At 65.4% G+C, this 26,698-nt stretch carries 26 protein-coding genes; 11 read left to right on the top strand and 15 right to left on the bottom strand.

Features of this window, described 5'->3' with window-relative positions:
* The first annotated feature begins 57 nt into the window (after positions 1-57).
* On the top strand, positions 58-987 hold the full coding sequence (locus tag AC5Y5O_RS07810) for a class I SAM-dependent methyltransferase (protein ID WP_096287887.1): 930 nt from the start codon (positions 58-60) through the stop codon (positions 985-987).
* Positions 988-991: 4 nt separating this feature from the next.
* Here AC5Y5O_RS07810 and AC5Y5O_RS07805 read toward each other — a convergent pair whose 3' ends face one another.
* Positions 992-2,116: a DUF7159 family protein gene (locus tag AC5Y5O_RS07805; RefSeq protein ID WP_096291154.1), complete on the bottom strand. Its 1,125-nt coding sequence runs from the start codon at positions 2,114-2,116 to the stop codon at positions 992-994.
* Positions 2,117-2,754: 638 nt separating this feature from the next.
* Between AC5Y5O_RS07805 and AC5Y5O_RS07800 the strand changes: the two genes are divergently transcribed.
* From AC5Y5O_RS07800 to AC5Y5O_RS07770, 7 genes are all read left to right on the top strand, one after another.
* Positions 2,755-3,744, top strand: a complete 990-nt coding sequence (locus AC5Y5O_RS07800) for an esterase family protein (RefSeq protein WP_096287885.1) — start codon at positions 2,755-2,757, stop codon at positions 3,742-3,744.
* Positions 3,745-3,757: 13 nt separating this feature from the next.
* Positions 3,758-4,345: a chorismate mutase gene (locus tag AC5Y5O_RS07795; protein WP_096287883.1), complete on the top strand. Its 588-nt coding sequence runs from the start codon at positions 3,758-3,760 to the stop codon at positions 4,343-4,345.
* Positions 4,346-4,478: 133 nt separating this feature from the next.
* Positions 4,479-4,889: a resuscitation-promoting factor RpfC gene (gene rpfC / locus AC5Y5O_RS07790; RefSeq protein ID WP_165796405.1), complete on the top strand. Its 411-nt coding sequence runs from the start codon at positions 4,479-4,481 to the stop codon at positions 4,887-4,889.
* Positions 4,890-4,926: 37 nt separating this feature from the next.
* The gene (locus tag AC5Y5O_RS07785) at positions 4,927-5,400 is read left to right on the top strand and encodes an SRPBCC family protein (protein WP_165796404.1); all 474 of its coding nucleotides are present in this window, start codon (positions 4,927-4,929) and stop codon (positions 5,398-5,400) included.
* Positions 5,401-6,234 (top strand): SDR family oxidoreductase, encoded by an 834-nt coding sequence (locus AC5Y5O_RS07780; RefSeq protein ID WP_096287881.1) that lies wholly within the window; start codon positions 5,401-5,403, stop codon positions 6,232-6,234.
* 10 nt (positions 6,235-6,244) lie between these two features.
* Positions 6,245-6,661: a lipoprotein LpqH gene (locus AC5Y5O_RS07775; RefSeq protein ID WP_500024520.1), complete on the top strand. Its 417-nt coding sequence runs from the start codon at positions 6,245-6,247 to the stop codon at positions 6,659-6,661.
* Positions 6,662-6,714: 53 nt separating this feature from the next.
* Positions 6,715-8,037, top strand: a complete 1,323-nt coding sequence (locus AC5Y5O_RS07770) for a cytochrome P450 (protein ID WP_096287877.1) — start codon at positions 6,715-6,717, stop codon at positions 8,035-8,037.
* Here the strand turns inward: AC5Y5O_RS07770 and AC5Y5O_RS07765 are convergent.
* On the bottom strand, positions 8,034-8,948 hold the full coding sequence (locus tag AC5Y5O_RS07765) for a dienelactone hydrolase family protein (RefSeq protein WP_500024518.1): 915 nt from the start codon (positions 8,946-8,948) through the stop codon (positions 8,034-8,036). The two genes, AC5Y5O_RS07770 and AC5Y5O_RS07765, sit on opposite strands and share 4 nt — an antisense overlap.
* 81 nt (positions 8,949-9,029) lie before the next feature.
* Between AC5Y5O_RS07765 and AC5Y5O_RS07760 the strand changes: the two genes are divergently transcribed.
* Positions 9,030-9,473, top strand: a complete 444-nt coding sequence (locus tag AC5Y5O_RS07760; RefSeq protein ID WP_096287873.1) for a limonene-1,2-epoxide hydrolase family protein — start codon at positions 9,030-9,032, stop codon at positions 9,471-9,473.
* A gap of 1,735 nt (positions 9,474-11,208) precedes the next feature.
* Complete coding sequence (locus AC5Y5O_RS07755) at positions 11,209-11,382, top strand: 5'-phosphate oxidase (protein ID WP_096287871.1); 174 nt, start codon at positions 11,209-11,211, stop codon at positions 11,380-11,382.
* 1,022 nt (positions 11,383-12,404) lie between these two features.
* Here the strand turns inward: AC5Y5O_RS07755 and AC5Y5O_RS07750 are convergent.
* The 9 genes from AC5Y5O_RS07750 to bfr all read right to left on the bottom strand — a co-directional run bounded on the left by AC5Y5O_RS07750 (position 12,405) and on the right by bfr (position 23,209).
* Complete coding sequence (locus AC5Y5O_RS07750) at positions 12,405-14,339, bottom strand: adenylate/guanylate cyclase domain-containing protein (RefSeq protein WP_207768535.1); 1,935 nt, start codon at positions 14,337-14,339, stop codon at positions 12,405-12,407.
* Between the two features lie 245 nt (positions 14,340-14,584).
* Positions 14,585-15,019: an SRPBCC family protein gene (locus AC5Y5O_RS07745; RefSeq protein ID WP_500024515.1), complete on the bottom strand. Its 435-nt coding sequence runs from the start codon at positions 15,017-15,019 to the stop codon at positions 14,585-14,587.
* Entirely contained in the window at positions 15,019-15,852 is an 834-nt protein-coding gene (locus tag AC5Y5O_RS07740; protein WP_096287867.1) for a lysophospholipid acyltransferase family protein, read from the bottom strand. The genes AC5Y5O_RS07745 and AC5Y5O_RS07740 overlap by 1 nt, the downstream gene beginning before the upstream one ends.
* Positions 15,853-15,966: 114 nt before the next feature.
* Positions 15,967-17,466: a multicopper oxidase family protein gene (locus tag AC5Y5O_RS07735; protein ID WP_500024512.1), complete on the bottom strand. Its 1,500-nt coding sequence runs from the start codon at positions 17,464-17,466 to the stop codon at positions 15,967-15,969.
* A gap of 33 nt (positions 17,467-17,499) precedes the next feature.
* Entirely contained in the window at positions 17,500-18,621 is a 1,122-nt protein-coding gene (locus AC5Y5O_RS07730) for an amidohydrolase family protein (RefSeq protein ID WP_096287863.1), read from the bottom strand.
* A 2-nt stretch (positions 18,622-18,623) separates the two neighbouring features.
* Positions 18,624-19,967 carry a type I glutamate--ammonia ligase gene (locus AC5Y5O_RS07725; protein ID WP_500024510.1) on the bottom strand — a complete coding sequence of 448 codons (1,344 nt, stop codon included), beginning with the start codon at positions 19,965-19,967 and terminating at the stop codon, positions 18,624-18,626.
* Positions 19,968-19,997: 30 nt separating this feature from the next.
* The gene (locus AC5Y5O_RS07720) at positions 19,998-20,492 is read right to left on the bottom strand and encodes a carboxymuconolactone decarboxylase family protein (RefSeq protein ID WP_096287859.1); all 495 of its coding nucleotides are present in this window, start codon (positions 20,490-20,492) and stop codon (positions 19,998-20,000) included.
* Between the two features lie 45 nt (positions 20,493-20,537).
* Entirely contained in the window at positions 20,538-22,631 is a 2,094-nt protein-coding gene (locus tag AC5Y5O_RS07715) for an MDR family MFS transporter (protein WP_096287857.1), read from the bottom strand.
* A gap of 89 nt (positions 22,632-22,720) precedes the next feature.
* Positions 22,721-23,209, bottom strand: a complete 489-nt coding sequence (bfr, locus tag AC5Y5O_RS07710; protein ID WP_096291151.1) for a bacterioferritin — start codon at positions 23,207-23,209, stop codon at positions 22,721-22,723.
* A 241-nt stretch (positions 23,210-23,450) separates the two neighbouring features.
* Here bfr and AC5Y5O_RS07705 point away from each other — a divergent pair, with 241 nt between their 5' ends.
* Positions 23,451-23,648, top strand: a complete 198-nt coding sequence (locus AC5Y5O_RS07705; RefSeq protein WP_096291150.1) for a (2Fe-2S)-binding protein — start codon at positions 23,451-23,453, stop codon at positions 23,646-23,648.
* Here AC5Y5O_RS07705 and AC5Y5O_RS07700 read toward each other — a convergent pair.
* From AC5Y5O_RS07700 to AC5Y5O_RS07685, 4 genes are all read right to left on the bottom strand, one after another.
* Positions 23,645-24,403 carry an enoyl-CoA hydratase/isomerase family protein gene (locus tag AC5Y5O_RS07700; protein WP_500024507.1) on the bottom strand — a complete coding sequence of 253 codons (759 nt, stop codon included), beginning with the start codon at positions 24,401-24,403 and terminating at the stop codon, positions 23,645-23,647. The genes AC5Y5O_RS07705 and AC5Y5O_RS07700 overlap by 4 nt on opposite strands.
* Positions 24,404-24,440: 37 nt before the next feature.
* Positions 24,441-24,884 (bottom strand): TIGR03618 family F420-dependent PPOX class oxidoreductase, encoded by a 444-nt coding sequence (locus AC5Y5O_RS07695; protein ID WP_096287853.1) that lies wholly within the window; start codon positions 24,882-24,884, stop codon positions 24,441-24,443.
* A gap of 9 nt (positions 24,885-24,893) precedes the next feature.
* Positions 24,894-25,595: a hypothetical protein gene (locus AC5Y5O_RS07690; RefSeq protein WP_096287851.1), complete on the bottom strand. Its 702-nt coding sequence runs from the start codon at positions 25,593-25,595 to the stop codon at positions 24,894-24,896.
* Between the two features lie 76 nt (positions 25,596-25,671).
* Positions 25,672-26,607: a hydrogen peroxide-inducible genes activator gene (locus AC5Y5O_RS07685; protein WP_500024504.1), complete on the bottom strand. Its 936-nt coding sequence runs from the start codon at positions 26,605-26,607 to the stop codon at positions 25,672-25,674.
* Positions 26,608-26,698: the final 91 nt, after the last annotated feature.

Here is a 26,698-nt window from a genome sequence, read left to right as displayed (position 1 = left end):
GAGGATTAGTTACCGCCGCTAAGTATCTATTACCTTGTCTCGCTGAAAGGGATCAAAATGCCTCGTACAGAAAACGATTCGTGGGACCTCGCGACCAGCGTCGGGGCGACAGCCACCATGGTGGCCGCCGGCCGGGCCGTCGCCACCAGGGCCGGCAAGCCGCTGATGAACGACCCTTTCGCCGAGCCCCTGGTGCGGGCCGTGGGAATCGAATTCCTCGCGCGCTGGGCCAACGGGGAGATCGACGCGGCCGACATCGACGTCGCCGACGAGGCGTGGGGTTTGCAGCGGATGGCCGACCTGATGGGTGTCCGGACCCCGTACTTCGACGCGTTTTTCCGGGACGCGATGGACGCGGGCATCCGCCAGGCCGTCATCCTCGCGTCGGGACTGGATGCGCGGGCCTACCGACTGTCTTGGCCGGCCGGGGCCACGGTGTTCGAGATCGATCAGCCCGAGGTGATGCAGTTCAAAGACTCCACGCTGGCGGGTTTGGACGTGCGGCCGACGGTCGAACTGCGAGTGGTACCGATCGATCTGCGGCACGATTGGCCAACGGCGTTGCGCGATAAGGGCTTTGACGCTGACCAGCCCAGTGCTTGGATCGCCGAGGGGCTGCTTGCGTTCCTGCCGCCGGATGCGCAGGATCGCTTGCTGGACAACATCACCGATCTCAGCACACCCGGAAGCCGGCTTGCTGCCGAGATTTTCGGTAACCGGCCGGACGAAAACGGTGAGCCGGCGCCGGACATGGTCGCCATCGCCGGCGAGCGTTGGCGTGCGCACGGATTCGATGTGGAACTCGCCGACTTGCGCTACGACGTTGAGCGCAACGACGTCGCCGCATACCTGAATCGCCACGGCTGGCAGACGGAATCCAAGACGCTCAATGAACTGTTCGCGGCCAACGGCCTAGCCGAAATACCGGCGACCGCTGGAAGTTTGGCCGACGGGACTTACTATTGCACCGCGATTCGGCAGCGCTAGGGCCTTACGGCTGCGACGGCGCGGACGGCATCGCCGGATCGCCGGTGTCGCCGGGGATGTGTTCGAGCACCCTGGTCAGGTACGGCTGCGGGCCATTCGGGTCGGGCTGTTGCTCGGCCGGGGCGCCCTCGTCCAGTGGGCCGGGGTTTGAAACCGGTTCGCCGGCGGCAGCCGGGCGCGGCGCGGGGGGTTCCGCGGCCGGCGGCGCCACCGCGGGGGGCGTGACGGCTTCGGCAACCGGTGGCGTCTGCCCGTGCACGACATGCTTGCCCGCCGCGCGGGTGGCGTCGGGAGCAAGCTGAATGCCCACGGCCACCGCCAGGGATGAGACGAAAGTGACGGCGCCGGCGGCCAGCGCGGTCACCGCGCCGGCATAGGACAAGTGCCCGGGCCGGCGCGGTGGCGCGGCCGGCGTGGGTTCGCTGATCTGTGGGATCAGTTGCTCGTCGGTGAACTCGGTGCTTCGAGCCGCGGCCAGCGCCGCGCCGCGTGCGACTGTCACCTGCGCCATGGTCTGCGCGAACACCGGTACCGGCAAAGCCTTTTCGAGCTGCCAGGAGAATCCGTCGATGTCGCTGTCCGCGCCGACGACGACTACGGCGCCCGGGCGCCAGCCGCTGCGGTCGAACATCCCGGTCAGCCAGGAGCGCAGCCCGTCGAAGCCGCCGGTGATGTGCTTGACGACGGTTTGGGTGTCGCCGTCATGGGTGTCGACCATGACGACCGTCGCCCATTCGTGTTCGAGCACGCAGACCGCGGTCTGCTCGTAGCCGATGACGGGCGCGATCGCCCGGGCCAGGGTCTCGACCGCCTCGAGCAGCCGAACCGGCACCACGTTGTCGAATCCGGCGTCGGTCAACGCCTCCAGCAGCAGTGCGGCCTGGGCGGCCGCCTCATCGGTCCAGGTCACCCCGACGACGCGCAGATGGTGATCGCTCGAGCTGGCCTGCGCGTCGACCCGCAAGACCTCTTGTGCCACCTGCTCCGCGGTACCCACGGCGGCGACGCCGTCCTCGGCCTGACACACCGATTCCTGGTGGTCCAGGATGGTGCCGTCTGCGCCGTGCCCCTCAGCGAGCACCCACCCGAAGGTGGTCGGCGTCAGTGATAGCCCTAGTACCGTGTCCAAAATTTGCACCTCAATCGTCCCGGACTCCGCGGCCCCTGCCGAACCGTCACGCGCCATCACGTCCGCGGTGCGGTGATTCGTAGGGCCGGAACGGACCGGCTTAGCGTTCGGTCTCCATCGGCTTGCTCCGAGAGAGCCTACGCGGTCGGAAAGGGTTCGGCTGCACCGATCTCAGATCCCGGGAAAACTCGCGCGGATCCGACATCGACGACGGAATCGACCTAATTGCCGACCGCGTCAAGTGGCCCGGCGCCGGCTCACCGCGGCGGTCCCCCGTCGTACCACGTGTCATTGCGACTAACCGGCCGGCCGATTGGCGGGAGCCGCGGGGCGTGTCGAAAACGATGGACCGCCACCAATTGACAGCGTTTGTAGCCCGTGTTGTCGCACTCCGCTCCCCTGGCGCCTCGCCGTTGCCACGGGCCCGCTACCTGGCGGTTTGTCGGGCCAGGGCGCCGAATGAGGGCGTAAAACCGGGTGAAAGCTATCGCGATCAGTTATCGCACCGGGACTATTTTTCGCGGCAGCCGAAACAAAACCGGGATGACAACGCGTCCCAATCGACATTTCAGCTATTTACACGGTAAATTCTGCCGAGGGCACCACGCGACGACATACGACCGACAAGGGGCACAGGTATGACAGACGTGAGCGAGAAGATCCGGGCCTGGGGGCGCCGGCTTTTGGTCGGTGTGGCAGCGGCAGTGACGCTGCCGGGTCTGATCGGTCTTGCCGGAGGCGGAGCCACCGCGAGTGCATTCTCGCGACCTGGTCTGCCCGTCGAATACCTGCAGGTGCCGTCGGCAGGAATGGGCCGCAGCATCAAGGTCCAATTCCAGAGTGGCGGCGACGGGTCGCCCGCGGTGTACCTGCTTGACGGGTTGCGCGCCCAGGACGACTACAACGGCTGGGACATCAACACCCCCGCGTTCGAGTGGTACTACAAGTCGGGCCTGTCCGTCGTGATGCCGGTCGGTGGCCAGTCCAGCTTCTACACCGACTGGTACCGCCCCGCGTGCGGGAAGGCCGGCTGCTCGACCTACAAGTGGGAGACGTTCCTGACCAGCGAGCTGCCCGGATACCTGTCGTCGCAGAAGGGCGTCAAGGCGAATGGCAGCGCCGCGGTGGGCATCTCGATGGCCGGGGCTTCGGCCATGAACCTGGCGATCTACCACCCCGCTCAGTTCGTCTACGCCGGTTCGCTGTCCGGCTACCTCAGCCCCTCGACCGGGCAGAGCTGGATCGGCCTGGCGATGGGTGACGCCGGCGGTTACAAGAAGGAAGACATGTGGGGCCCGGATAACGACCCGGCATGGCAACGCAACGACCCGTTGGTCAACGTCGGCCAACTCGTCGCCAACAACACCCGCCTCTGGGTGTACTGCGGCAACGGAACTCCGAACGAACTGGGCGGCGCCAACCTCCCGGCCACGTTCCTCGAGAGCAACTTCATGATCGGCGTCAACAAGAAGTTCCAAGACGCCTACAACGCCGCGGGCGGCCACAACGCCGTGTTCAACTTCCCCAACTACGGAACCCACAGCTGGGAATACTGGGGCGCGCAGCTGAACGCGATGAAGGGTGACCTGCAGACCACCTTGGGCGCCACCCCCGGCGGCGGCGGATAAACCCTATCGTCGGATGTCACTACTGCGCTTGACGGCAATCGTCAGGCGCAGTAGTGCGTTAAAGGCTCTGCTGGCCGCGCTGCCGGCCGCGACGCTGCTGGCTACCCAGGCGCGAGCCGACACCAGCGCGCTGACTGAGCTGGTCGATGCGGCCGCGCAGCGTTTGCAGGTCGCCGAGGCCGTGGCTGCCTACAAATGGAATGCGCACGTTGCCGTCGAAGATCCGGACCGCGTCCAGCAGCAACTCGCCAAACTCAGCGCCGATGCCGCCGGTGAACACATTGATCCGAGCTACGTCAGCCGGGTGTTCGGGGACCAGATCAACGCCACCGAGGCGATCGAGCACACCCGCTTCGCGGAGTGGAAGCTCAACCCGGCAAATGCGCCCGCCGGTGCGCCCGACCTGTCCGTGTCACGGTCGACGATCGACGGCCTCAACCAGACGATGCTGAACCAGATGGTGATCCACTGGGACCTGCTCCACTCGCCGTCCTGCGTCCCGCAACTCGACGCCGCGCGGGCCGCCGTGACCCGCGCGCGGCTGTTAGACAGGCTCTACCAGCAGGCCCTGGCTCTGGCGACTCAGTCTTATTGCACTTAGCCATTCGACCTGCGACAAGCCGCCGTCGGCGGGTGACGTATCGATTTCATTGCCATAGAAATGCCATAAAATTCTTATCTCGTGAATCAATCAAAACGGTAACGCTTTCTACACACGTGCCGAATTGCTTGACATGAGAAACTTGGGGAAGCCTCTCGTGAAGTACGCCGTTGTCGGCGGATTCATCGCGGCGACGCTAGGTCCGGCGACCGCCGAGGCCGGCGCGGCGCCCACGCCCAACTGGGACGCGATCGCGCAGTGCGAGTCCGGCGGCAACTGGCACGCCAACACCGGAAACGGTGCCTACGGCGGGCTGCAATTCAAGCCTGCCACCTGGGCCAGTTATGGCGGCGTCGGCAATCCTGCCGCGGCCTCTCGTGAGCAGCAAATCGCAGTTGCCAACCGGCTTTTCGCCGACCAGGGCGTGGAGCCCTGGCCGAAGTGCGGTGCCAACTCGGGCTTGCCGATCGGGTGGTACTCGCACCCCGCGCAGGGCATCAAGGAAATCATCAACGGTCTCATCCAGGCGGCCGTCCCGCACTGATGATCAATTCGGGCGCGGCCTAGGTTCACGCCCAGCCATGTGTTTGGATCGGGCCATGGAAGGTTCGGCGACAGTACATATGGCGGCACCGGCGGACAAGATCTGGAACTTGATTTCCGATGTCCGTAACACCGGGAAGTTCTCGCCGGAGGTCTTTGAAGCCGAGTGGCTGGGTGATGCCACCGGCCCGGCCCTCGGCGCCGAATTCCGCGGCCATGTCAAAAGAAATGAAATCGGCCCGGTTTATTGGACTGTCTGCAAAGTAACCGCGTGCGAGCCTGGCCGTGAATTCGGCTTCGCGGTCTATCTCGGCGACAAGCCGGTCAACAACTGGCACTACCGCCTGGCGCCATCGGGCAACGGCACCGACGTGACCGAATCGTTCCGGCTCAGCCCCGCGCCGTGGCTGGGGATCTACTGGTTGTTCGGCGGCTTTCTGCGTAAACGCCGCAATGTCCGCGATATGACCAAGACGCTGAACCGCATCAAAGATGTGGTCGAGGCGGGCTAAGTGAAATCCGTCTTCATCACCGGCGCGGGCAGTGGGATGGGCCGTGAAGGAGTCAGGCTCTTCCACGCCAACGGATGGCGGGTCGGTGCGGTCGACCGCAACGCCGACGGCCTGACCGGGCTCCTCGGCGAGCTCGGCGACGAGCGTTTGTGGAGTCGCACCGTCGACGTCACGGTCAAGGCCGATCTGGACAGCGCCTTGGCCGACTTCTGCGCCGGCAATGCCGGCGGCGGGCTGGACATGATGTGGAACAACGCCGGAATCGGTGAGTCCGGCTGGTTCGAAGACGTGCCCTACGAGGCCACGATGCGCGTCGTCGAGGTGAACTACAAGGCCGTGCTGACCGGCGCCTACGGGGCACTGCCCTATCTGAAGAAGATTCCCGGCAGCCTGATGTTCTCGACGTCTTCGTCGTCGGCCACCTACGGGATGCCGCGCATCGCGGTCTATTCGTCGACCAAGCACGCGGTCAAGGGACTGACCGAAGCGCTGAGCGTGGAATGGCAGCGCCACGGGGTGCGTGTCGCCGACGTGCTGCCCGGTTTGATCGACACCGCCATCCTGACCACGACGCCCAACCATTCCGCCGACGGCGGTGCCCCGATGACCGGTGAGCAGTTGCGCGCCACCGCGCCGAAGAAGGGCTTGATGCGGTTGATGCCGGCGACCAGCGTGGCCGAAGCTGCGTGGGAGGCTTACCACAACCCCAAGCGGCTGCATTGGTATGTGCCGAGGAGCATTCGGATGATCGACCTGCTCAAGGGCCTGAGCCCCGAGTTCGTCCGACGCCGCATCGCCAAATCGTTGCCCGGGCTGATGCCGAAGCCGCAGTAGAGGAGCTGGAATGGCGCAATACAGGTGGATCGTGGCCGCAGTTGTGCTGGCCGCCGGCCTCGCGGGCTGCGCGGAGCCCCAGACCACACCGCGTGCCGCCGCGCATCTGAGCATCAACGGGGCCGCCCACGGGGCGCGTCCGCCGGCGTGCACGCAGCTGCAGTCCTACCGAACCATCACCATTCCCGACCGCGACGGCCAGGTCGAAGCCGTGGTGCTGCTCAGTGCCGATCGGGCCATCCCGCAATGGGTGAAGATCCGCAACGTCGATGGATTTACCGGCAGCTTCTGGCAGGGCGGCGTGGGTGATGCGCACGTCGACGTGACGAACAGGGCGTACACCATCACCGGCAGCGCCTACGGCATCAGCACCAGCAACCCCGACAAGGTCATCACCACGGACTTCAAGATCACCGCGGAGTGCTGAGAAATCGGGCCTACGCTTTTGCACACACCACCTGTCTGCCCCGGGGAGGCGCCGTGAAGGAGTGGTTGCACTGGCTGGCGATGCACGGGTTCATTCGCGGCGTCGCGTCCCTCGGGCTTCGTCGCGGTGACATGCAGGCCAGGCTGATCGCGGACCCGACCGTTGCCGCCGACCCGGTGCCGTTCTGCGACGAACTGCATGCGATGGGCCCGCTGGTCCGCAGCCGCGTGGGCTATCTGGCCGTCGACCACGAGGTCATCCACGGTCTGCTGCGATCCGACGACTTCCGGGTCCTGGTGCTGGGATCGAATCTGCCGGCACCGGTGCGGTGGCTGGAGCGCCGTGCCCGCGACGATCTGCTGCATCCGCTGCGCGCCCCGTCGCTGCTGGCCACCGAGCCGCCGGAGCACACCCGCTATCGCAAGACCGTGTCCGCGGTGTTCACGTCGCGGGCGGTTGCCGCGCTGCGCGACCGGGTGGAGGCAACGGCCGCCAGCCTATTGGACGAGCTGGCCAACGAGTCCGGCGTGGTCGACGTTGTGGGGCGGTACTGCTCGCGACTTCCGGTCGCCATCATCAGCGACATCCTGGGTGTGCCCGAACAAGATCGGCCGCGCGTCCTGCAGTTCGGCGAACTGGCCGCTCCGAGTCTGGACGTCGGATTGCCGTGGCGCCAATACCGCACGGTGCAGCAAGGGATCGCCGGATTCAACGCGTGGCTCGTCGACCATCTGCAGCAGCTGCGGCGCTCGCCCGGCGACGACTTGATGAGCCAGCTGATTCAGACCGCCGAAAGTGGCGCGCCCGAAACACGGCTGGACGAAACCGAACTCACCGCGATTGCCGCGCTGGTGTTGGCCGCGGGCTTCGAAACCACGGTTAACCTGCTGGGCAACGGGATTCGGATGCTGCTCGACACACCCGAGCATCTGGAGACGTTGCGTGAGCGTCCCGAGTTATGGCCCAACGCCGTCGAAGAGATACTGCGCCTGGACTCACCGGTGCAACTCACCGTGCGCAGGGCCGTCAACGATGTCGAGCTGGTGGGCAGGCCGGTCAACCGCGGCGACGTGGTGTTGCTTTATCTGGCTGCCGCGAACCGGGATCCCGCCGTGTTCCCCGATCCGCATCGGTTCGACATCGAACGCTCCAATGCGGGTAGGCATCTCGCGTTCTCCGGAGGCCGGCACTTCTGCCTGGGTGCCGCTCTCGCCCGTGCCGAGGGCGAGGTGGGACTTCGGGCCTTTTTCGATCGCTTCCCCGAGGTGCGTGCGGCTGGTGCCGGGACCCGCCGGGACACCCGGGTGCTGCGGGGTTGGTCGAATCTGCCGGTGGCGCTCGGGCGGGCGCGGTCGATGGCTCCCGTCGACGCCTAGGGAGCCAGGTAGCGGTTCAGCCAGTCCAGCAGGCGCTGCCAGGCGTCCGCCGCGGCAGTGGCGTTGTAGCGGGGACCGGCGTCGTTGAAGAACGCATGGTCGGCGCCGGCTTCCACCACCAGCTCGTTGACCAGCCCGAACCGGTCGAGCGCGGCCTTGGCCGCCGCTTGCGAGCCGGTGACCCGGGTGTCCAGGGCACCGTAAATCCCCAGCACTGCCGCCTTGGCTCCGGTGAAGTCGGGTTGGGGCGGCAACGGCCCGTAGAACGGCACGGCGGCAGAGACGCCCAACGCGCCGGCGGACAGCAGTTGCCACACCAGTCCCCCACCGAAGCAGAAACCCACCACCCCGACCTTGCGCCCGGGTGCCCGAAGTTTCACTTCGGCGACACCTGAGTTCATGTCGTGAATGAACTGCTCCGGCGCGATCACACTGAGCGCCGCGGTCGCCTCGGCCGGATCCCGGAACGCGTCGGTCCCACTTTTCTCGGAGAGCAGGTCGATGGCCAGCGCCGAATACCCCGCCCCGGCCAGCCGGCCGGCAACCGATCGCACCCAGTCGTTGAGTCCCTTGTTCTCGTGGATGACCAGCACGGCGCCCCTGGCATCGGCGGCCTGCGCCCAAGCGCCCTGCAACCGACCTGTTGACCCGGCCCACGAAATCGGCGATGTGGGCAATGCCTTCGCCATGCCGGGCGGTTGTGCTGGGCCAGTTGAGCTTTCGGGTGCCGGCGCGGGCTTCGGAGTCTCGGCCTGTTCCGCGGCCACGGAGCAGGCGACCAGCAGTGCAGCCGCCGCCGCGGTCCCCAACCCGAGCAGCGACAGCCGCCGGATGGCCTCGCGTCTGGTCAGCAGCCCGTCGAGGTGGTCGGTGGCGATCTCGTCGGCGATATAGCGCTGCAGCGGGTTCACCTTCGCGAGTATTCGCCTGCGGCATCGTGGTTGACACCCACGCGGCGAGCGAGTTTATTTGCCGCTATGACAGAAGTTTCTATGATCGCGGTCGAGGATGTAGTACTGGGGCTGTGGCGGGCGCTTTCGCGGCGCGACTGGGATGCGGTCAAGACGTTCTTGGCGGACGACTGCCTCTACGTCGACATGCCCGTTCCCGCGGTGTCGGCACGCGGGCCCGAAGACACCGTGAAACGCCTCAAAATCGGACTCGAGCACTTGGCGGGTTACGAGAACCACGACGGCGTGCTGCTCTCCAACGGCACCGACGTCATGTATGAACACTCCGAAACCTGGACGTTCGGTTCGGGGGAACAAGGCGTGCTGAGATTCGTCACGGTACATAAGGTCGTCGACGGCAAGATCACGGTCTGGAAAGACTATTGGGACATGAACAGCCTGGTCAGCTTCGCGCCTCCGAACCACTTCGAGGCGCTGGCGAATGCCGATACGTCCTGGGTTTTCGATGCTACGGGTTTGATCTGATCCATTTTTCATACGTCCGTGGATGAATAACGGGGCTAGTGGTTACCCGTGAGTATCGTCTAGCGTGACGTAGCAGATCTCGGTTATGATCTGCACCGGCCGAATCGGTCTGAATGCGGTGGTGGGCGCCTTCAAGCCAGCTATTTGTTTTCGGAGTCGGGAGCGGCCATTTTCTGTGCCTCCTGACGCCGCGACCCGGCTTGGCCAAAGCCGGTTGATACCTGGATGAATGGAGTGCAATGTCGCGCATAACCAGCAGAGTCGGTGTCGCCATGATCCTGGGCTTCACGGCCGTAACGGCTTCCGGATGTTCGCCGGTCCTATCGCTTTTCTCCTTCTGATGCCCTGACACGCGAGGAATCTTCGGCGCTCGGGACCTGATAAGAACGTCGATTCGCTCGCACAATGGCCGGTGCTCGGCGGTGATCAGCCGCCGCCGCCGCGGGGTGCGGTGAAGCCGCTATTTGGCGACTCCACATGTTTGCTGAAGACGGTGTCTCAGCGTGTTCGCTGAGACGCATCTGTTCCGTTCAGCGAAAGCCGCCGTTACTCGCGGATACCTGGCTTTGCCACCCAACCTCGGCTACCGTGGACACCGGTCCGGTCTGAATGTGGCGGTGGGCGCCTTCATGCCAGCTATTAATTATGGCGACGTCGGGAATCGGCTTGCTTGCGCCTCCTGACACCATCCAAACCCGGCTCCCTTTGAGGCGGGTGAGATCTCGACGAACGGAGTACCTCATGTCTCGCTTAGCTAGCAAAGTCAGTGTCGCTTTAATCCTCGGCCTTACCGCCGTTACGGCGTCCGGATGCACTCCAACCTTTTCGCTGTTCTCTTTTTGAGTTCTGGAAGACTTCTGGGTCTCGACTGAGCTTTCGGTGGGTTTGATCTGAGCTGAAGCTGCTTCATTTGCCGACTGTAACTGCATAAAACTGCACTGCAAGGCGTTTTTTGTCGAGGCCCGGCATCCGGGCATCGTTCGGCCTCGCCGACGCGAGGACATTAATTGTTGGTAAAGCTGGCATGTCTGGTCGATCTCGGGTTAGTATCGGCACCGACCGAGTCGGGTCTGAATGCGATGGTGGGCGCCTTCATGCCAGCTAATTGTTGTTCGGAGTCGGGAGCGGTCGTTTTTTGCGACTCCTGACGCCATACGGCCGGCTCTCAATAGAGCCGGGCGCTAACCGGGACGAATCGAGTGCGTTATGTCGCGTGTGACCAGCAAAATCAGTGTTGCCGTAATCCTTGGCTTTACCGCTGTTGCGGCGAGCGGCTGCACGCCGGTCTTGTCGCTCATCAACATCTCGATGTAAGGCCGCGTAGGTTGTCGCGCTACGCGCCTCTCACGCGTCGGTGAGCACTCCCTCAAGCCGTTTGCTACGGTTCAGCGCCAGGCCCGGCATGACGCCCTCGGGTAGGCATCATGTGTGTCCGCACGGTGTGGGTGTTCGTTAACGAATCCGCTTAATGCAGTCGCTGCGCGCCACGTGCAGGGCTGATCGCCTGTGAGCGTCTGTCCGGGCCGGGGATGATCCGCGGCCCGGACAGACGGTGCGCTGTGCGCCCGCGGGCTGCCCTCAGATGGAAGACGAGGGGTTTCCATCTACCCCGTTTCCGAATGCACTTCTTCGGGATGGGCACCGGGCTGAACCGGGATCCAAACAGTGTCCATGGGTACACACCGCATGGTGATCTGGAACGCTTCAATTACTTCGCGACGGGGAGGAGGACCAGATGCCGCGTTTTGAAACTGAAATGGAAACCTGCCCTCATTGCCGGCGGGCAGCCGAGGCGACGGTTGAGTACATCCGGGACAGCGACGGCAAGGTCATCCGCAGACGGGTGCGCGACATTAACTGCCGATACGGCGACTGTCCGGGCAGTGAAGTGCCGCCGCACTGGGGCTAGCCGTCCTTGCTCGCCGTGAAACGGTCCAGCGACCGTGCGCGGTCGCGTCGCGGCGGCCCGGAGTAGCCCGCCCCAGCCGGGAATTGGGCCCTTGCGGTCGCGGACACGCGGTGCAGCCGGCCCGACATCTTGTCGCGCCCTGACCGCATCCCTTTGTGCCAGTCCATTTCCCGGTGATCTTGATTTGAAAAGCATTGTGCCGCAATGAATTTCGAAGCGACATACCGTATCCCTGGGACCCGGCTCAGAATCGTACCGATTGAATGCAAGAGGCGAAAAAACTTTGCGGCGATTTCGGGAAAATACTCGTGATCAAGCTCTTTCGCGTCGTATTGTACGTGTGTCTCGGGCAACAGAACGGCTCTCTGGAAACAGATTGTCCTTAGACGAACGGGGGTAACACCATGTCACGTCTCAGCAGTAAATTTGTCGTCGCCTTGATCCTCGGCTTTACCGCGCTTACGGCATCAGGGTGCACGATCCCGCTCACCATTGACCCAGGCGGCTCTGGCCTGGTCTTCACGCCGTAGTAAGGCGCTTATTAGTCGCGGGGTGACTCCGCGATAATCCCTGTGCCAGCAGGGATTATCGCGGAACCCTCGCTTTGGCCAGCTGCGCCCAGCCAACGTGTGCTGTGTGGGGCGGCTTTTTGGCGGGATGAATTCAGCGCAGAAGATATTCCGGATACATACTCGCCCAACGCGATTAAGCGTCTGAGCCGGTGTGCGGGACAAGTGTGTTCGTTGGCGCGTGGATGCGAATTCGTCCCCGCCCACGACGTGAATAGACGCCGAGAGCTCAGTAGCACGGTGGTGCAAACACTTTCGGCTTAAGGTTTATCGGCGACCGAATCGATCGCTCGTTAGCCTGGAATGCAGGTGAATTCGTGGTTCGGACAAACATCGCGCAAGATCGTGCCGGCGCCGCTAAGGGTGTGTTTTCCAGCAAGCCAACGAGTTTCGCGCCGACGGTGCCCTTCGTCCACTGGGCGAAACGTATAACAGACCCGCGAAAAGCCGTTGCTATGACGCTAATTCGTGCAGCACGCAGAGCCGGACCGGGTCGCGCTTGCCTTTGACCTTCACCCAGCCATGCCGGCTGACCCGGGCAGCCGTACCGAGCACTGCCGAGGTGCTTGGGCCGACCACCACCTGACCCGGCTCGGCCAGGTTCTGCAGCCGCGCAGCCAGATTCATCGTGTCCCCGATCGCGGTGAAGCTGCGCATCTGCTCCGCGCCGATGTTGCCCACCAGTGCCGGCCCGGTGTTGATGCCAACCCGAAAACGCGGCCAGTCGGCATGCCCGCCCGCAGCCTCCTCGACGACGGAATGCAGTGCGAGTGCAGCACCCGCGGCGCGTACCGCGTGATCCGCCTGCCTGGCCGGAGCGCCCCAGATTGCCATCACCGCGTCGCCGACGAACTGCAGGACGGTGCCACCCGCCTCGAGAATCACCGGAACGACCGCGCCGTAGTAGGTATTCAGCATGGTCACCACCTGATCCGGAGAGGTGGCTTCCGCGAACGGGGTGAAGCCATGCAGATCGGCCATCATCACCGTCACCTCGGTGATAGCGCCGCCCAGCCCAGCTTGCTCCGGGTCGGCGAGCAGCGCGGTCGCGACCGCCGGTGACATATAGCTGCGGAACAGGCCGTCCAGGTGGTGGTAGAGCCGGGCGTTCTCCAGTGCGATGGAGGATTGAGTGGCGAACGAGCGCAGCAGCGCGACATCGGCGTCATCGAAGGAGCCGTCGGGTCGATACGCCTCGATCACGCCGGCGATCTGGCCCTTGACCATCAGCGGGAGCTGCAGCGGGTCGTCGGAGGTCGCGTCGTCACCGAAGTCGATCTCGCCGTCGCGAACGATGCCCAGACGAAACCGGTCACCGGGGAAGGCGTCCGCGATAGCCGCCATCACCCGGCCGAGCAGCGCGTCCTCGTCCTGGATGACGCTGGACTCCCGACCCAGTGCGATCAGGGTGCCCAGCTTGCGGACGCGCTCGCGCTCGGTGCCGAGCGCCTGCGCGCCCCGCTCGAGGACGGCGACCTGTTGCTCGGACAGCTCGAACCGGTCCGCGAGCCGTGCTGCGGCGGCGCCCGGTGCCACCTGGTCGCCACGCTCGCGGCGCTGCAGCACGTCGACCATCTCCTCCAGCGCCACGGCGTAATCGCGCCGCAGATCGGCGATGGTCTGCTGGGTGGCCAGCGCATCGAACAGCCCCCGGACCGAGCCTTCGCGGCGGAATTGCACCCGGGCGCTGTAGGCGATGAAGCAGAAGGCCAGAGTCATGAGCACGTGCCACAGCCACCATGAGGCGTGCCAGCTCATCCCGAGTGCCAACGCCACCGACGCCTCGGCCAGCAGCACGAAGGCACTGAGCACCGACATGACGACGACGGCGGGGCGTCGCCGATAGATCGGGAAGTAGGCCAACGCCGCGGCCGCGAACAGCACGCCCCCGGCCAGTGCCCCGGCCTGCTCGATGCCTTCCAGCTGCGGTTGATCCGGCAGCCGGTCCAGCGTGCCGCCCACGATCAGCACCGCGCAGGCCGCCATCAGCAACCAGACCAGTGCCGTCAAACGCCGGCGCCATGACCAGAGGCGGGCATTACGGGCCGGCGTGAAATTCACCGACGAGGCCAGCGCGATCACGCCGGCCAAGACGAGACCCATCCGGGTCGGCAACATGAACTCCGCGTCGGACGTGTCCATCAGCACCCCGGGCGTGAACAGCGCATGCACCCCGAAAAAGCCGGCGGTCGTCGTAAACACCAATGACACCAGCCAGAGACGGGCGTCATCCCGGGTGCGCGCCTCCCGGCCGATCAGGACACCCAACGCGACGCATACCAGCGCTGTCGACAGGACGAGCACGAAGTGCGCCATCCGGTTGTCCCATTCCAGGTCGACGCTGGGTATGCCGAGCAGTAACCACAACGCCAGCATCGGAAGAGACATGTGGATCAGCCAATTCGCGGTGCGGACCCGGGATCCGGGGCGTGCGCTACCGCTTGTCGTCCTCGGCCGGCCGTGCCAGCCAATCCGCCGGCTCCTGGCCCGCATCGAAAAGCCACCCCCCCTCGCTGGATTGCCTCGAGACCAGCCGCCTGGTTCGATTCCAGCAAACGGGGCGTTGTGCCCGGAAATTCCCACTGATCGGCGATCGCGATGACAACGCGCGCTGTCGACCTCAGACGAATCGACTAGGACTCAGCGAGTTGCTTGAGGCACCTGAGTGTGTCGGACAGCGTGCGCCCCACCTGACGCACCGCGATTCGGTCGGCGATGTAGCCCAGGATTCCACCCGGGGCTTGATACGACAGCCGGAAAGTCACTTTCGTTTGGCCGGCGGCCCCGTCTCGCAGCCGGATGCGCCCCCGCAGCGTGACGCCGGTGATACCAACCCATGCCAGGTCGCGCCGCTCGTCGAATTCGACCACCTCGATCAGGCCGCCAACCGGCACCGACCCGATCTTCCAGTGGACGGTATACCGGGCACCCACGCCGGCCGCCCGCTCGTTCGCCGCTTCCCACCGTTCGAGGTTCGTCATGAACGTCGGGTAGCAGCCCGGGTCACTGACGATTTTCCACACGGACTGGCGGTCCGCCTGGATAACGCATCGGCGTTCGACGCGCATCAGCCGATCACCGGCAGACGACGTTTGGCGGCCAGCCGGTCGACGGCGCCCTGCAGGCTGGCGATGACCTTGTCATGCACCGCTTCGTCGGCGCCGTCGACGTCGATCGGTTCCTGCACCTCGATCGCGATCTTGGTGGGCAGCGGTATGTGGCCCGCCAGGTCGCCGATGTTCAACCCCCAGGGCAACGCCAGTGATATCGGAATGCTCTTGAGCCGCAGCAACTTATCCGCCATCAGAGCTTTGGCCAGCCACTGCCCGCGGTTGAGGAACAGCGCGCTCTCCTGTCCCCCGACGGCGGCGACGGGGACGATCGGCACGCCTGCCTCCCGGGCCAGCCTGACGTATCCCATTCGGCCACCGAAGTCGACCTTGTGGCGCTCCCACGACGGCCGGAACACTTCATAGTCTCCGCCGGGGTACACCAGTAGCGCCGCGCCGGAATCCAGTGCCAGACGGGCATTTTCGGGATTGGCGGCGACGGTGCCGAACTTACGCAACCAGCCCAGCGGCGGTGCTGAGACGACGAGATTGTGAGCCAGCTGGTAGAACGGCCGCTCGACGCCGAAGTACGAACAGAACGCGAGCGTGAAGACGAAGGTGTCGGGGGGCACGTTGCCGCCGCTGTGGTTACCGACCATCAACACCGGACCTTCGCTGGGGATCCGATCCAACCCCTGGACGTCTGCCCGGAAGTACAGCGATGCGAGCAGCCAGGTGCCCGGCAACTGGTCGCGGATGTAGTCGGGATCCCGCTGGTCGAGGTCGGCTTTGGGGACTCTGGACACGACCTGTCGACGGGTCCAGTCAACCGCCTCTCCTACGATCCCCATGTGCGCGTCCTGTCCTCGGCGTGCCTCGGGGTCGACTACCCGGATTGCCGGTCTTTCACACCACCATCCGTATTGCGGACGAAAACCGTTGCACCCCAACGTTGCATCCGGCGGCTAGGCGGCGTTGAGCAGCAGCATCAGCCCGTAGTCCATGTGGATCTGTTGATGGCAATGCAGCAGCGACAGGCCGGGCTGATCGGCGACGAAATCGATCTCCAGGCTTTGGTAGCCGCCGAGCATCGCGACATCCTTGTGCACGCCGGCCGTCGCTGTGCCGGCGAACTGGGTGATTTCGAACGTGTGGCGGTGCAAATGCATCGGATGCAAATCGTCGGTGGCATTGCGAAAGCGCAGCCGGTAGCGCCCGTTGCGCTGCACATCCAGTACGGGTGTGTTGCTGTCCATGGAGAATGAGGCACCGTTCACGGTCCAGATGTTGAAGCCGTTGTCCGCCGCGTTGCGTTTCTCGATCAGCATTTCGATGGTGTGGTCGGGTGGCGGGACCCCGGTGGGAGTACCCGCCGCGAAAAGCCGGTAGTCCCATTGGAACGGAGGGGGCGGTGTCCACAGTGGCTCCCCACCTCGACCGGCATATTCGACCACCACGCCCATGCCGTGGCCACGGTCATCGTCGGAGAGATCGCCGAGTACCCACACTCCCGGCGCGGTCATCTCGACCACCGCCGAGATCCGCTCGGCGGCGCCGAGCCAGAGCACCGGGACTCGCGCCCGATTCGGCACGGGGTTGCCGTCGAGTGCGATCACCGTGAAGGTGTGGCCGGGCAGGGCCAGGCTGCGGCTTTCGGTCGCGCTGCCGTTGAGGACATGGAGCAGCACCCGCTGCCCCGCCTGGACGCGGAGTGGATCGCCGCTGCCCAGCTTGTGCCCGTTGACGGAGAACGCTGAGTAGCTGACCTCATACCCGTGTGGCTCGCCGCGGGCGAGTGCGGTCCTCATCGCCGCTTCGCCTTTCTCTTTCAGCCCTGGGTCTGCGGTGCCGGCCAGGAAGTCGCTGGCCATGTCGCCCCCGCGGCTGAAGCTGGGCTCAAACTCTTTGAGTGTCAGGAAGATCTCTTGGTCGTATGCGCCGGGATTCTGCTTGGGTTCGACGTAGACCGGACCCACCAGGCCGCCGTACTGGCCCCGGGACAGGTCGGCTCGCGGGACCACGTGGGTGTGATAGAAGCGGAAGCCCGCCGGGCCGGGCACGAACGTGATCCGACGCATCCCGTGTGCGGGGATATACGGCGTGCCCTCTTCGGCGGCGCCGTCGACGTCCACACCGAGCTGTTGGCCGTGCCAGTGCAATTGCTCGGGGGTGTCGGTGTCGTTGTAGATATCGACCCAGGTTCGTTGGCCTTCTTTCAAGCGCACCAGCGGACCGGGGAACTGACCGTTGTAGACGGTGGTGGAGACAATCAGGTCTGGGGCCAATTCGACGGTGCCGGTGCCGATTCGCAGCGTGTAGTCGGCCTTGCCGTTGGGCGGCGAGGGTGCAGCCGGACGCGAGCAGGCCTGGACGGGCCCGGCGGCTGCCGCCGCGAGCCCAGCCCATTTGAGGAAATCACGTCTGTCCACGAAACGCCTTGTCTGGGGGAACCGCCGCCGCGCCATCTCCCCCTGCGCACGATAGCCGAAATTCCGGCTTCAGTGACCGGGCGCGTCCAGCCGATAGACACGGGCGGCGTTCTGGTGGGAAATAAGATCGACAACGCGCATTGCATCGCGTTCGCACCATTCGCCGTCGTCGACAAATCCACTCAGTACGCGGTGAATACCCTTGCGCCACAACGCCGCACCCAGATAGTGCAATTCGGCCGGCCCGAAGCCGTCCGACGAGTACAGGATCTTGTGAAACGGTGCCATCTCCAGCAGCCGGGCGATCAACGCCGGCGCCCGGGCGCCCAGGTAGTTGATGCTCAACCCGCCGTCGAGATAGACGTTGTTGAAAGCCTGGGCGAGGTAGCCCGCCTCACGCTCGTAGGGATAGCAGTGCAGCAACATGACCGGGGTGCCGCCGGATTGGCGCAGAAAGTCGAGGAGGTACAGCGGATTGGCTTTGTGCAGGTCGCAGTCGCGGTCGCCGAACCCGACATGGAATTGCAGCGGCTTACCGAGGCGCAACGCCTGGTGCAGCCCGAAACGCAGCAGAACTCGATCCTGTAGCCGGGTTCCGCCGAGGTCCCGCCACCGCTGCGCGGCCTGGGCGACTTCGGCCGGGCGCGGTTCGGTCAGGTCGCCGTCGAAACCGCCGCGGTAGGCCAGGATCGACTTGGTGCCGACGGCACTGGCGGCGCGCGCGTGCAGGATTTCGGCGAATGCCGACGCATAGTCACCGGGCGCCCGTGCGGCCTGCTCGGCCACCTGCTCGAGACGGACGATCTCGTGGACCCGGTTTCCTGACAATGCGCTCAACTCCGGGATGTCTGTGGTGCCGGCGCCTATCCCGGTGTCCACCAGCCAGTCGCTCACTCCGGCCGCCCGCAGAAACAGGCGTGCCAGCTCGCATTCGGTGAATGTGCTGCGGCGCTCCCAATAGCGTTGTGGATCAGTATGTTTCGGTAATTCGAGGATCGGGCCGCAGTGGGCACGCACCGCGAAGCCCAGCTGTGAGTCGAAACCCGAGTCGGTCAGGGGGTCGGTATTGGCCTCGTTGAGGGCGTTCTCGAACCGTCGCAGATCGCCCGGCTCCGACCAGCATCCGTGGACGTGGTGGTCGATCAATGCCACTTCGCCGATGTGGTCGGCCAGAGCCGACGAGTCAGCCACCGCTAGAGACTCCAGGCCATCCGGAACTTGTCGGCCAGTTGCTCGGGGCCGAGGTCGCCGTAGCGTTCGTGTTCCAGGCGCCGGACCGCCGCGATCATGTCGACCGCGGCGTTACCCAGAATAGAGCGTAGCAGCTCCGAATTATCCAGTGCGGCAACAATATCTGGTTGGCTCCGGGTAAGGGATACGATGCCGCGACGTTGGTGCTCCGCATCGGATAGCTGCGCCGGGTCGACGGCGGTTTCCGGTGCCAATGCCGCATTGCGCTGGATGCCGTCGAGTGCGAGTCCCAGGACCGCGGCAGACGCGAAATAGGGGTTCGCCGATGGATCGACGATTTTCACCTCGAAATTCGCCTTACCCTCCCGGCCTTGGATGAATCGCACTGCTGCTTCCCGATTCTCGAGACCCCAGCAGGCGTAGGCTCCCGCCCAGTTGCCCGGTTGCATGCGCAGGCCGGACACGATCGATCCGCACAGCACACCCTGTGCCTGCGGCAATCCGTCCAGCACTCCGGCTATCGCGCTCTCCCCCGCCGGCGTCATGCCCGCGACGCCCGCGCCGCCGGAAAACAGCGGACCCTCGAGCCGTGTCAGCGAGAAGTGCTGGTGTGCACCGGATCCGACTTCGCCGGCGAAGGGTACCGGCGACAGGCTGACGCGCAGCCCATGGCGGCGGGCGGCGCGCCCGACAATGATCCGGGTCAGTACCAATTGGTCGGCGGCGGCCACCGGCGGAAGAGGCGCCAGCGAGATCTCGAACTGATTGGCCCCGTACTCCGGATGCAGCTGCTCGATCCCGACGCCGCTGCTCGCCGCCGCGGCAATGACATCGCGGACGAATGCCTCGCGCTCGAGTACGCCGACCAGACCGTATTGCGCCCAGAGCGTGGACGGCAGCCGCCCACCGTCCGAATCGACCAGAACGAACTCGATCTCGTGGCCGACCGCCGCCTGAATACCCGCTGTCTCGAGTGCGGCTTGGACGCGGCGCAACGTTGTCCGGCTGCACGCCGAAGCCGGTGTCCCGTCCTGTTCGAAGAACGAGCCGGGCGCCCAGGCCAACCCGTCGCCGATGCCGCGCAGCGCCGACAAGTCGATGCGCACGCGCTGATCCCCGATCACACCAACGTCTTCGGTGAACGCGATACCGGTCTGGTCGATGGCGAACCCATGCCACGAAGGGCTGGCGCCCAGGCCGGGTTCGACGAAAGTGTTGGTGCGCCGGATCGGCACGGCCTTGGCGTGGGTGAGCCCGGCGGGATTCACCACGGTGCCGATCACGGTGTCGACACCCTCGGCCTCCAGTTGGGCGACCGAAGCCGCGGCAAGGGGTGTGGTTGTCATCGCCGCCTCATCGGCGGATGCGGTTGGCGTCTAGGCCCGGCTCGGCAGGGTCAGCATGCAGGTCTGGCCGATGTCGAGGGTCCGCAGCATCCGTCCCATGCCGACCCAAAGGGCGCAGGACATGGCGAGGTCGGCGAGTAGCTCCTCGGAGAAGTGTTCGCCGGCCCGGGTCCAGAAGTCTTCGTCATCGCGCAACTTGGTGTGTTCCGTGCCGAACCGGTGCGCGAATTCGGCGGCCAGTCGCTCCTGCTCGCTGAATCCGGGCCACGTGCGCCATTCCAGTGCGTGCTCGTACAGCTCTTCGTCGACGCCCGCGGCCGGCCCGTCGGCGTCGCGGGTGTTCATGCACACGGTGCATTCGTTGTCATGGGCGATCACGGCGCGCGCGATTTCGCGGGTACGCATCGGCAGGCGGTTCTTGGTGTATACGGCCTGGCTGAAGTTGGCGATCGCGCCGCCGAGGTCCGGAGACTTCGTGGCCCAGCTGTAGATATCGTCGTCGGCGAACGTTCCGATTCGGCTCATGGCGTGATGGTACGCCCGCCCCCGCGATTTTTGGAACACGTTCTATTATCTGCTGCCGGTACCCGCCGCCAGCCGGCCCGTGCTGGGCGCGTCGTCGTGCCAATCGCGTTGAGCCAGAACGCGGTGGGCGATGTGCTGCAGCGCGGTTTCCACTTCGCGGCGGTCCGGCCGGCCCTGATAACTGGGTGAACGCGAGAGCTTGTCGACGATCCAGCCCAACAACAACGAATAGACGTAGTCGACTTGCTGGGCCCCGGCCGGGGTCAGCCACATCTGATCGCCGTTGCGTTGGGCGTAGCCGGTGGCGACCAGGCGAGCGAAGGTGGGCTCGATGACCTCGAACGGGATCCGCATCGAGTCGCCGATATCGCTGAGGCGGGCCGTCCCGTACATCTGCCCGAAGCGATAGATGCGCATCACGCCCCACAGGCCGGCCACGTCGAGGCGACAGTCCGGCCGCATCGCGATGCTGCGCAACCGCACGCCGGGGTCGCCACGCAGCATGCGCGCAATCGCGTTCTCCAACAGCCGTTCTGGAGTGTCGGTGGTCGGCATCCCGAATCCGTCGCCGAGATCCACTGCGCTGTTGTGGATGTCGCGCAGCGGGATCTCCCGCAGGAACAACGCGAGGACGAAGCCGACCAGAGCCACCGGCGCGGCCCAGAAAAACACCTCGCTCAGTGACTCCGAATAGGCCTGCACGATCGGCGCGGCCACATTGTGTGGCTGACGATGCAGGGCGCCCGGCGAACTCACCGCGTCGGGCGGCGCGCCGCTGGCCGCCAGGGCCGCGGGCATCCGGCCTTCGAGGAAGTTGGAAAACAGCGAACCGAAGATCGCGGCGCCGAACGAACTGCCGATGGTGCGGAAGAACGTCACACCCGACGTGGCCACACCCAGATCCTCGAAATTCGAGGTGTTCTGCACGATGAGGACCAGCACCTGCATCGACAATCCGATGCCGGCGCCCAGCACGACCAGGTAGAGGGACTGAACCAGCGCCGAGGTGGACGGGGTCATCCGCGACATCAGCAGAAACGCCAGAGCCATCAGCGCGGTACCGGCGACCGGAAAGACCTTGTACCGGCCGGTCTTGCCGACCAGGGTGCCGCTGCCGGTCGAGGTGATCAGCATCCCGACCACCATCGGCAGGGTGCGCAGCCCCGACGTCGTGGCCGAGACGCCGTTGACGTACTGCATGTAGGTCGGCAGGAATGTCATCGCGCCCAACATCGCGAAGCCGACTACGAACGACAACACACAGCAGACCGTGAACACCGGGCTGGCGAACAGCCGGGTCGGCAGGATCGGCTGCGGGACACGGCTTTCGACCCAGACGAACGCGGCCAGTGCCACCGCGGCGCCGACGAACAAGCCGATGATCGCCGGCGATCCCCACGGGTAGAGGGTGCCGCCCCAGCTGGTCGCCAGGGTCAGGGCGGCGGCGCCCACTCCGACCAGCACGATTCCGCCGTAGTCGATCACGGGCTTGGTGGACGACGCCAGAGCCGGAATGGCCGCTGCGGCAACGAAGATGACCAGCACCGAGATCGGAACGTTCACCCAGAACGCCCACCGCCAGGTCAGGTAGTCGGTGAAGTAGCCACCAAGCAACGGGCCGACGACCGTCGTGACGCCGAAGACCGCGCCCAGAATGCCTTGGTAGCGGCCACGTTCACGCAGCGGGACAACCTCACCGATCAGCGCGCTGGCCGTGACGGTGATCCCCCCGCCCCCGATGCCCTGCAGCGCCCGCGAGCCCACCAGCATGGCCATCGACTGGGACAGCCCGCACGTCACCGATCCGACGATAAAGAACACGATGGCGGCCTGGAACACGCGTTTTCGGCCGAACAGGTCACCGAGCTTGCCGACCAGCGCGGTAACGATCGTCGACGCCAACAGGTAGCTGGTGACCACCCAGGATTGATGGCCGGCGTCGCCCAGGTCGGCGACGATGGTCGGCAGGGCAGTCGCGACGATGGTCTGGTCCAAGGCCGCGAGCAGCATCCCGAGCACGATCGCGACGAAGATCAGGTTCCGGCGTTGCGGGGTGATCAGCGCACCGCTGGCCGATGGATCGACGACGACCGGGTTGGCTTGAGTTGCCGCGCTGGATACTGCTCTCGGGCTCGTCATGCCTGCCTTCCCGTCGGCGTTCGATGCTAACGGGTGCCCAGGGTTAACCCGCGGCAATCGCGCCGCGGGTCAGTGAAGCCAAATCGGAATCAGGCGATCGAGCCCGGCGGCCGGGACACGCATTGTGCCAAGTACAGCTGCTCGCCCAGCTTCTCCATCAGCTGAAGCTGCGTCTCCAGATAGTCGACGTGGTTTTCCTCGTCGGCGATGATCTTTTCCAGCAAGAAGGCGCTGGTGCTGTCTTCTTTTGCGCGGCACATGATCACGCCGGGCTTGAGACGGGCCAAGACCTCGTATTCGATTGCCAGATCCGCCTCGAATTGCTCGCGCAACGTCTGACCGATGCGCAACGAGAACAGGCGCTGGTAGTTCGGCAGGCCGTCCAGCAGCAGGATGCGGTCGGTGATCGCCTCGGCGTGGCGCATCTCGTCGAAGGACTCCGCGCGGGTGTGCTCGGCGATCTCGGTGAAGCCCCAGTTCTCTTGCATTTTCGAGTGCAGGAAGTACTGGTTGATCGCGGTCAGCTCACTGGTCAACTGCTCATTGAGCAGACGCAGGACGTCTGGATCCCCTTGCATGATCACTCCTCCGGTGGTCGGGGCCGTCGTGGCCGGGCGCGCGAGTGGCTGTGCTGCAGCTCACCCGTGCGGCCAAGCAGCACTTTGCCACGCACATTGGAATTGTTCCAGCAAGGTATGGCTGCGCTCAGTAGCCGAAATGCCCTTCCGCGCCATACTTAGGTTCGTCTAACCTACTTAGGTTAGACTCGGTTAATCCGAAGCGTGTTCGGGCGGGCGTGGGTGATGGGAAGGAGTGCTGATGTACGTGTGCTTGTGCGTCGGCGTCACCAATCACACCGTGGCCGAATGCGTGGCCCGCGGCGCCTCCACCTCGAAGGAGGTCGCCGCGCTGTGTGGTGCCGGTGGTGACTGCGGGCGGTGCCGGCGCACGCTGCGGGCGATCATCGAGTCGTCAAAGCAAGTCGATGCCGAACTCGAAGCCGCGGGGTCGCTCTAACTGTTCTTTCGCTCCGCGAAATCGGCCAAGGCCGCGGCGTTGGCAGCTGCGCCCATCAGCGCGGCGAAGTGCGCATTCTCGCGCGCGGTTGCGGCCGCGATCTCGGGCCGAATCGGTTCTGTGATCGTGTGTTTCACCGCCATCAGGCTCGAAACCGGCCGGGAGGCAAGAACTTCGGCATAGCGACGGGTTTCGGGCAGCAGCCCCTCCGGATCGCAGACCCGCCAGACCAGGCCCATCCGCAGGGCCTCCTGCGCATCCACCCATTCCGAAGACATCAACAACCACGCGGCGTTCTGCCGGCCGACCAGCTGCGGCAGCAGATACGACGACGCCGCCTCGGGGGCCACGCCCAGGCTGGTGAACGGGCACTTCAGCCGCGCCGTCGACGACATGAACGCCAGGTCGGCGTAGCCGAGGATGGTGGCGCCGATTCCCACTCCGATACCGTTCACGGCGCAGATGAGGGGCTTGGGAAATGCGCTCAGCGCGTCGATCATGCCCGGGAATCCGTGTTTGCCGGGCGTGAAGCCTGGGTCGGTGATGCGTGCCTGCATCTCGGCGAGATCGGTGCCGGCCGAAAAGCCGCGCCCGGTCCCGGTCAACACCACGACCGCGATCTCGGGATCGTCGGCGGCGGCCAACAGCGCCTCCGCGGTGGCGTCGTAGAGCGCTTCGTTGAAGGCGTTGAGCGCCTCGGGCCGGTTCAGCGTCAGGGTGCGGACCCGGTTGGTGTCATCGATCAGCAACGTCACCGCTGCAGCCTAACCGCGCCGCGTCACCGGCCTGAGCTCACCCGTTGCTGTAGACGCGGGTGGGCGCGATCAGCACCGCGGCGCGACGCTCCATGGCCATCACGCGGTCGTACTCGTCCCAGTCGTCGTGGGTTCCGCCGGCCGCGGTGAAGACCTCGCGTAGCAACAGCCGCAACCGGTCGGTGTCGGCAAGCCACGGCTGCGGGTCGTCGGGGCCGGCCAGCTCGGCGCGGCCTTCGACGGTCGCCCACTGCCAGCCGTTGCGGAACGTGACGGCCAGCTGCGGTCGATCCCGCAGATTGGCGAGTTTGACTTTGCCGTAGGTGGTGAAGCCGAGAACCGATTCACCGGTATCCGGGTGCGGCAACAGTCCGACGTTGACCAGCGATGCCTGCACGGTGCCGTCGGCGCGAACCGTCGAGACCACCGCCAGCCCGCTTTCCGCCGCCGCCAGCACCACAGCGTCCTCGAGTGTTGTCATTTGTGGTCCTCACGCTCCAAAGGCTGCCTTGAACACATAGCGGCTGGTCGGCACCGTATCGATGTTCTCGTTGGCGCCGAATGCGGTCGTGCTGGCGACCATTCGGCCCAGCCGGTCCTGCAGGTCGTCGTCGTCTGCGGCCCCGAAGAATGCTTTGAGATCGGTCACCGCTTCAATGGGGAACAACTCCTCGACGATGCCCGCGATTCCCGGTGCGTCCGGTGTCAGCGCCCGCACGACCCAGTTCTGGGTATATCCGAAGGTCGACTGCGTCTCGATGGCCACCGAGGTGTGGTTGAGCTGCCAGCGGTTAAGCCAGGTTGCCTGGTCCAGCTCCGCGGGTCGGCGCAGCAACGCGACATTGGCGAAACCCGTTGTGCGAGAACCTGGTTCGCCTCCGGGAAAAGGCAGCGGGACCGACTCGGTGACCAGGTAGGCGGCGACGCGGTCACATTCGGCCTCGAGGAGCGCCAGCGCCTTGGTCAGCTGCTCGCCGTAGCACTGCTGCGTCCACATGCTCACGACGGCAACGGCCGGCGGCTCCATGGTCGTCAGCGTCATCAGCGAATGCCGCACCGCGGCGTCCTTCACGTTGACAGCCAGCCCGGGCAGTCCCAGGTCCAACAGCGCGTCCGCGACCGAACCCCGCTGGCGGGCACACCAATCGTCGTCCGCATCGGCGCGCCTGAGCACCGCGATCACCTTTTCCATAGGCAGAACCTACAGTCGGCCCCGCCGAAACCTCGGTGCGGTAGTCCAGGCGCCTCGCAGCTGCTGCCGAATGACGCTATGGGGCCCGTCGTACTTGCTGTTCACCGCCGACCGACTCCCCGATGATCGCGGCGAGTCGCCGATACGATTCGTCGCGGCCACTCGACGAGCGGAACACCAGGCCGATGCGCCGGCCCGGGCGCGGCGACGCGAACTGCGCAAGCCCGAGCTGGCTGCGAGCGGCCTCCACGGGTGCCGCGCTGCGCGGGATCAGGGTGACCCCCAGCCCGCCGGCCACGCACTGCACCGCGGTGGCCAGCGAGGCGGCCCGGGTGTCGGCGAGTTCGGCTCGCACGCCGGCCTTTTGACAGACGTCGAGGGCTTGATCGCGCAGACAGTGCCCTTCGTCCAGCAGCAGCAGCGGCAAGTCTGCCAACGCCGACGCGGGTACCCGGCGCTTGCCGGACAGCGGGTGTCCGGGCGGCACCGCGAGCAGGAAATCCTCCTCGTAGATGCCGACCTCCGTGAGTCCCGCGGCGTCGGCGGGCAGTGCGATCAGGGCGGCGTCCAGGGATCCGCCGCGCAGCGCGGTCAGCAGTCGCTCGGTCTGGTCTTCGATCACCCGCAGGCTCAGCGCGGGAAGGCGGTCGGCGAGGCCGGCCAGCACGGTGGGCAACAGGTATGGCGCCACCGTCGGGATCATGCCCAGCCGCAGGGTGCCCTGCAACGGATCCGACGTGCCGGCCGCCGCGGCGGTAAACGCCTCGGCCGCTTCAACGACCGCCTGGGCCAGCGGGAGTAGCTGTGCCCCTTCGGGCGTCAAGCGGACACGCCGAGTGGAGCGCTCGACGAGATGGGTGCCCAAGCCAGTCTCCAGGGCCGCCAGCGATTGCGACAGCGTCGACTGGCTGACGCCGAGAGACGTTGCGGCACTACCGAAATGGTGTCGCTCGGCGACCGCGGCGAAGGCGCGCAACCCGGCCAGGGTCGGCTGAAAACTCTTATCGGTCATGGCTATAAGTATAGTGTGATATATCACCTTTACTTCAAGCAGCGCTCCCGGCACCATGGTCACTGGACACTTAAATCTTGACTAATTCCAA

This window comes from Mycobacterium sp. NGS40, assembly GCF_059812735.1.
This window is presented reverse-complemented; position numbering and strand designations above follow the sequence as displayed.

Bases quoted from the DNA above. Each gene is read 5' to 3' on its own strand.
- AC5Y5O_RS07810 (WP_096287887.1), top strand. From the start codon at position 58: ATGCCTCGTACAGAAAACGATTCGTGGGACCTCGCGACCAGCGTCGGG.
- AC5Y5O_RS07800 (WP_096287885.1), top strand. From the start codon at position 2,755: ATGACAGACGTGAGCGAGAAGATCCGGGCCTGGGGGCGCCGGCTTTTG.
- AC5Y5O_RS07795 (WP_096287883.1), top strand. From the start codon at position 3,758: ATGTCACTACTGCGCTTGACGGCAATCGTCAGGCGCAGTAGTGCGTTA.
- rpfC (WP_165796405.1), top strand. From the start codon at position 4,479: ATGAGAAACTTGGGGAAGCCTCTCGTGAAGTACGCCGTTGTCGGCGGA.
- AC5Y5O_RS07785 (WP_165796404.1), top strand. From the start codon at position 4,927: ATGTGTTTGGATCGGGCCATGGAAGGTTCGGCGACAGTACATATGGCG.
- AC5Y5O_RS07775 (WP_500024520.1), top strand. From the start codon at position 6,245: ATGGCGCAATACAGGTGGATCGTGGCCGCAGTTGTGCTGGCCGCCGGC.
- AC5Y5O_RS07760 (WP_096287873.1), top strand. From the start codon at position 9,030: ATGATCGCGGTCGAGGATGTAGTACTGGGGCTGTGGCGGGCGCTTTCG.
- AC5Y5O_RS07755 (WP_096287871.1), top strand. From the start codon at position 11,209: ATGCCGCGTTTTGAAACTGAAATGGAAACCTGCCCTCATTGCCGGCGG.
- AC5Y5O_RS07750 (WP_207768535.1), bottom strand. From the start codon at position 14,339: ATGTCTCTTCCGATGCTGGCGTTGTGGTTACTGCTCGGCATACCCAGC.
- AC5Y5O_RS07745 (WP_500024515.1), bottom strand. From the start codon at position 15,019: ATGCGCGTCGAACGCCGATGCGTTATCCAGGCGGACCGCCAGTCCGTG.
- AC5Y5O_RS07740 (WP_096287867.1), bottom strand. From the start codon at position 15,852: ATGGGGATCGTAGGAGAGGCGGTTGACTGGACCCGTCGACAGGTCGTG.
- AC5Y5O_RS07735 (WP_500024512.1), bottom strand. From the start codon at position 17,466: ATGGCGCGGCGGCGGTTCCCCCAGACAAGGCGTTTCGTGGACAGACGT.
- AC5Y5O_RS07725 (WP_500024510.1), bottom strand. From the start codon at position 19,967: ATGACAACCACACCCCTTGCCGCGGCTTCGGTCGCCCAACTGGAGGCC.
- AC5Y5O_RS07720 (WP_096287859.1), bottom strand. From the start codon at position 20,492: ATGAGCCGAATCGGAACGTTCGCCGACGACGATATCTACAGCTGGGCC.
- AC5Y5O_RS07715 (WP_096287857.1), bottom strand. From the start codon at position 22,631: ATGACGAGCCCGAGAGCAGTATCCAGCGCGGCAACTCAAGCCAACCCG.
- bfr (WP_096291151.1), bottom strand. From the start codon at position 23,209: ATGCAAGGGGATCCAGACGTCCTGCGTCTGCTCAATGAGCAGTTGACC.
- AC5Y5O_RS07705 (WP_096291150.1), top strand. From the start codon at position 23,451: ATGTACGTGTGCTTGTGCGTCGGCGTCACCAATCACACCGTGGCCGAA.
- AC5Y5O_RS07695 (WP_096287853.1), bottom strand. From the start codon at position 24,884: ATGACAACACTCGAGGACGCTGTGGTGCTGGCGGCGGCGGAAAGCGGG.
- AC5Y5O_RS07690 (WP_096287851.1), bottom strand. From the start codon at position 25,595: ATGGAAAAGGTGATCGCGGTGCTCAGGCGCGCCGATGCGGACGACGAT.
- AC5Y5O_RS07685 (WP_500024504.1), bottom strand. From the start codon at position 26,607: ATGACCGATAAGAGTTTTCAGCCGACCCTGGCCGGGTTGCGCGCCTTC.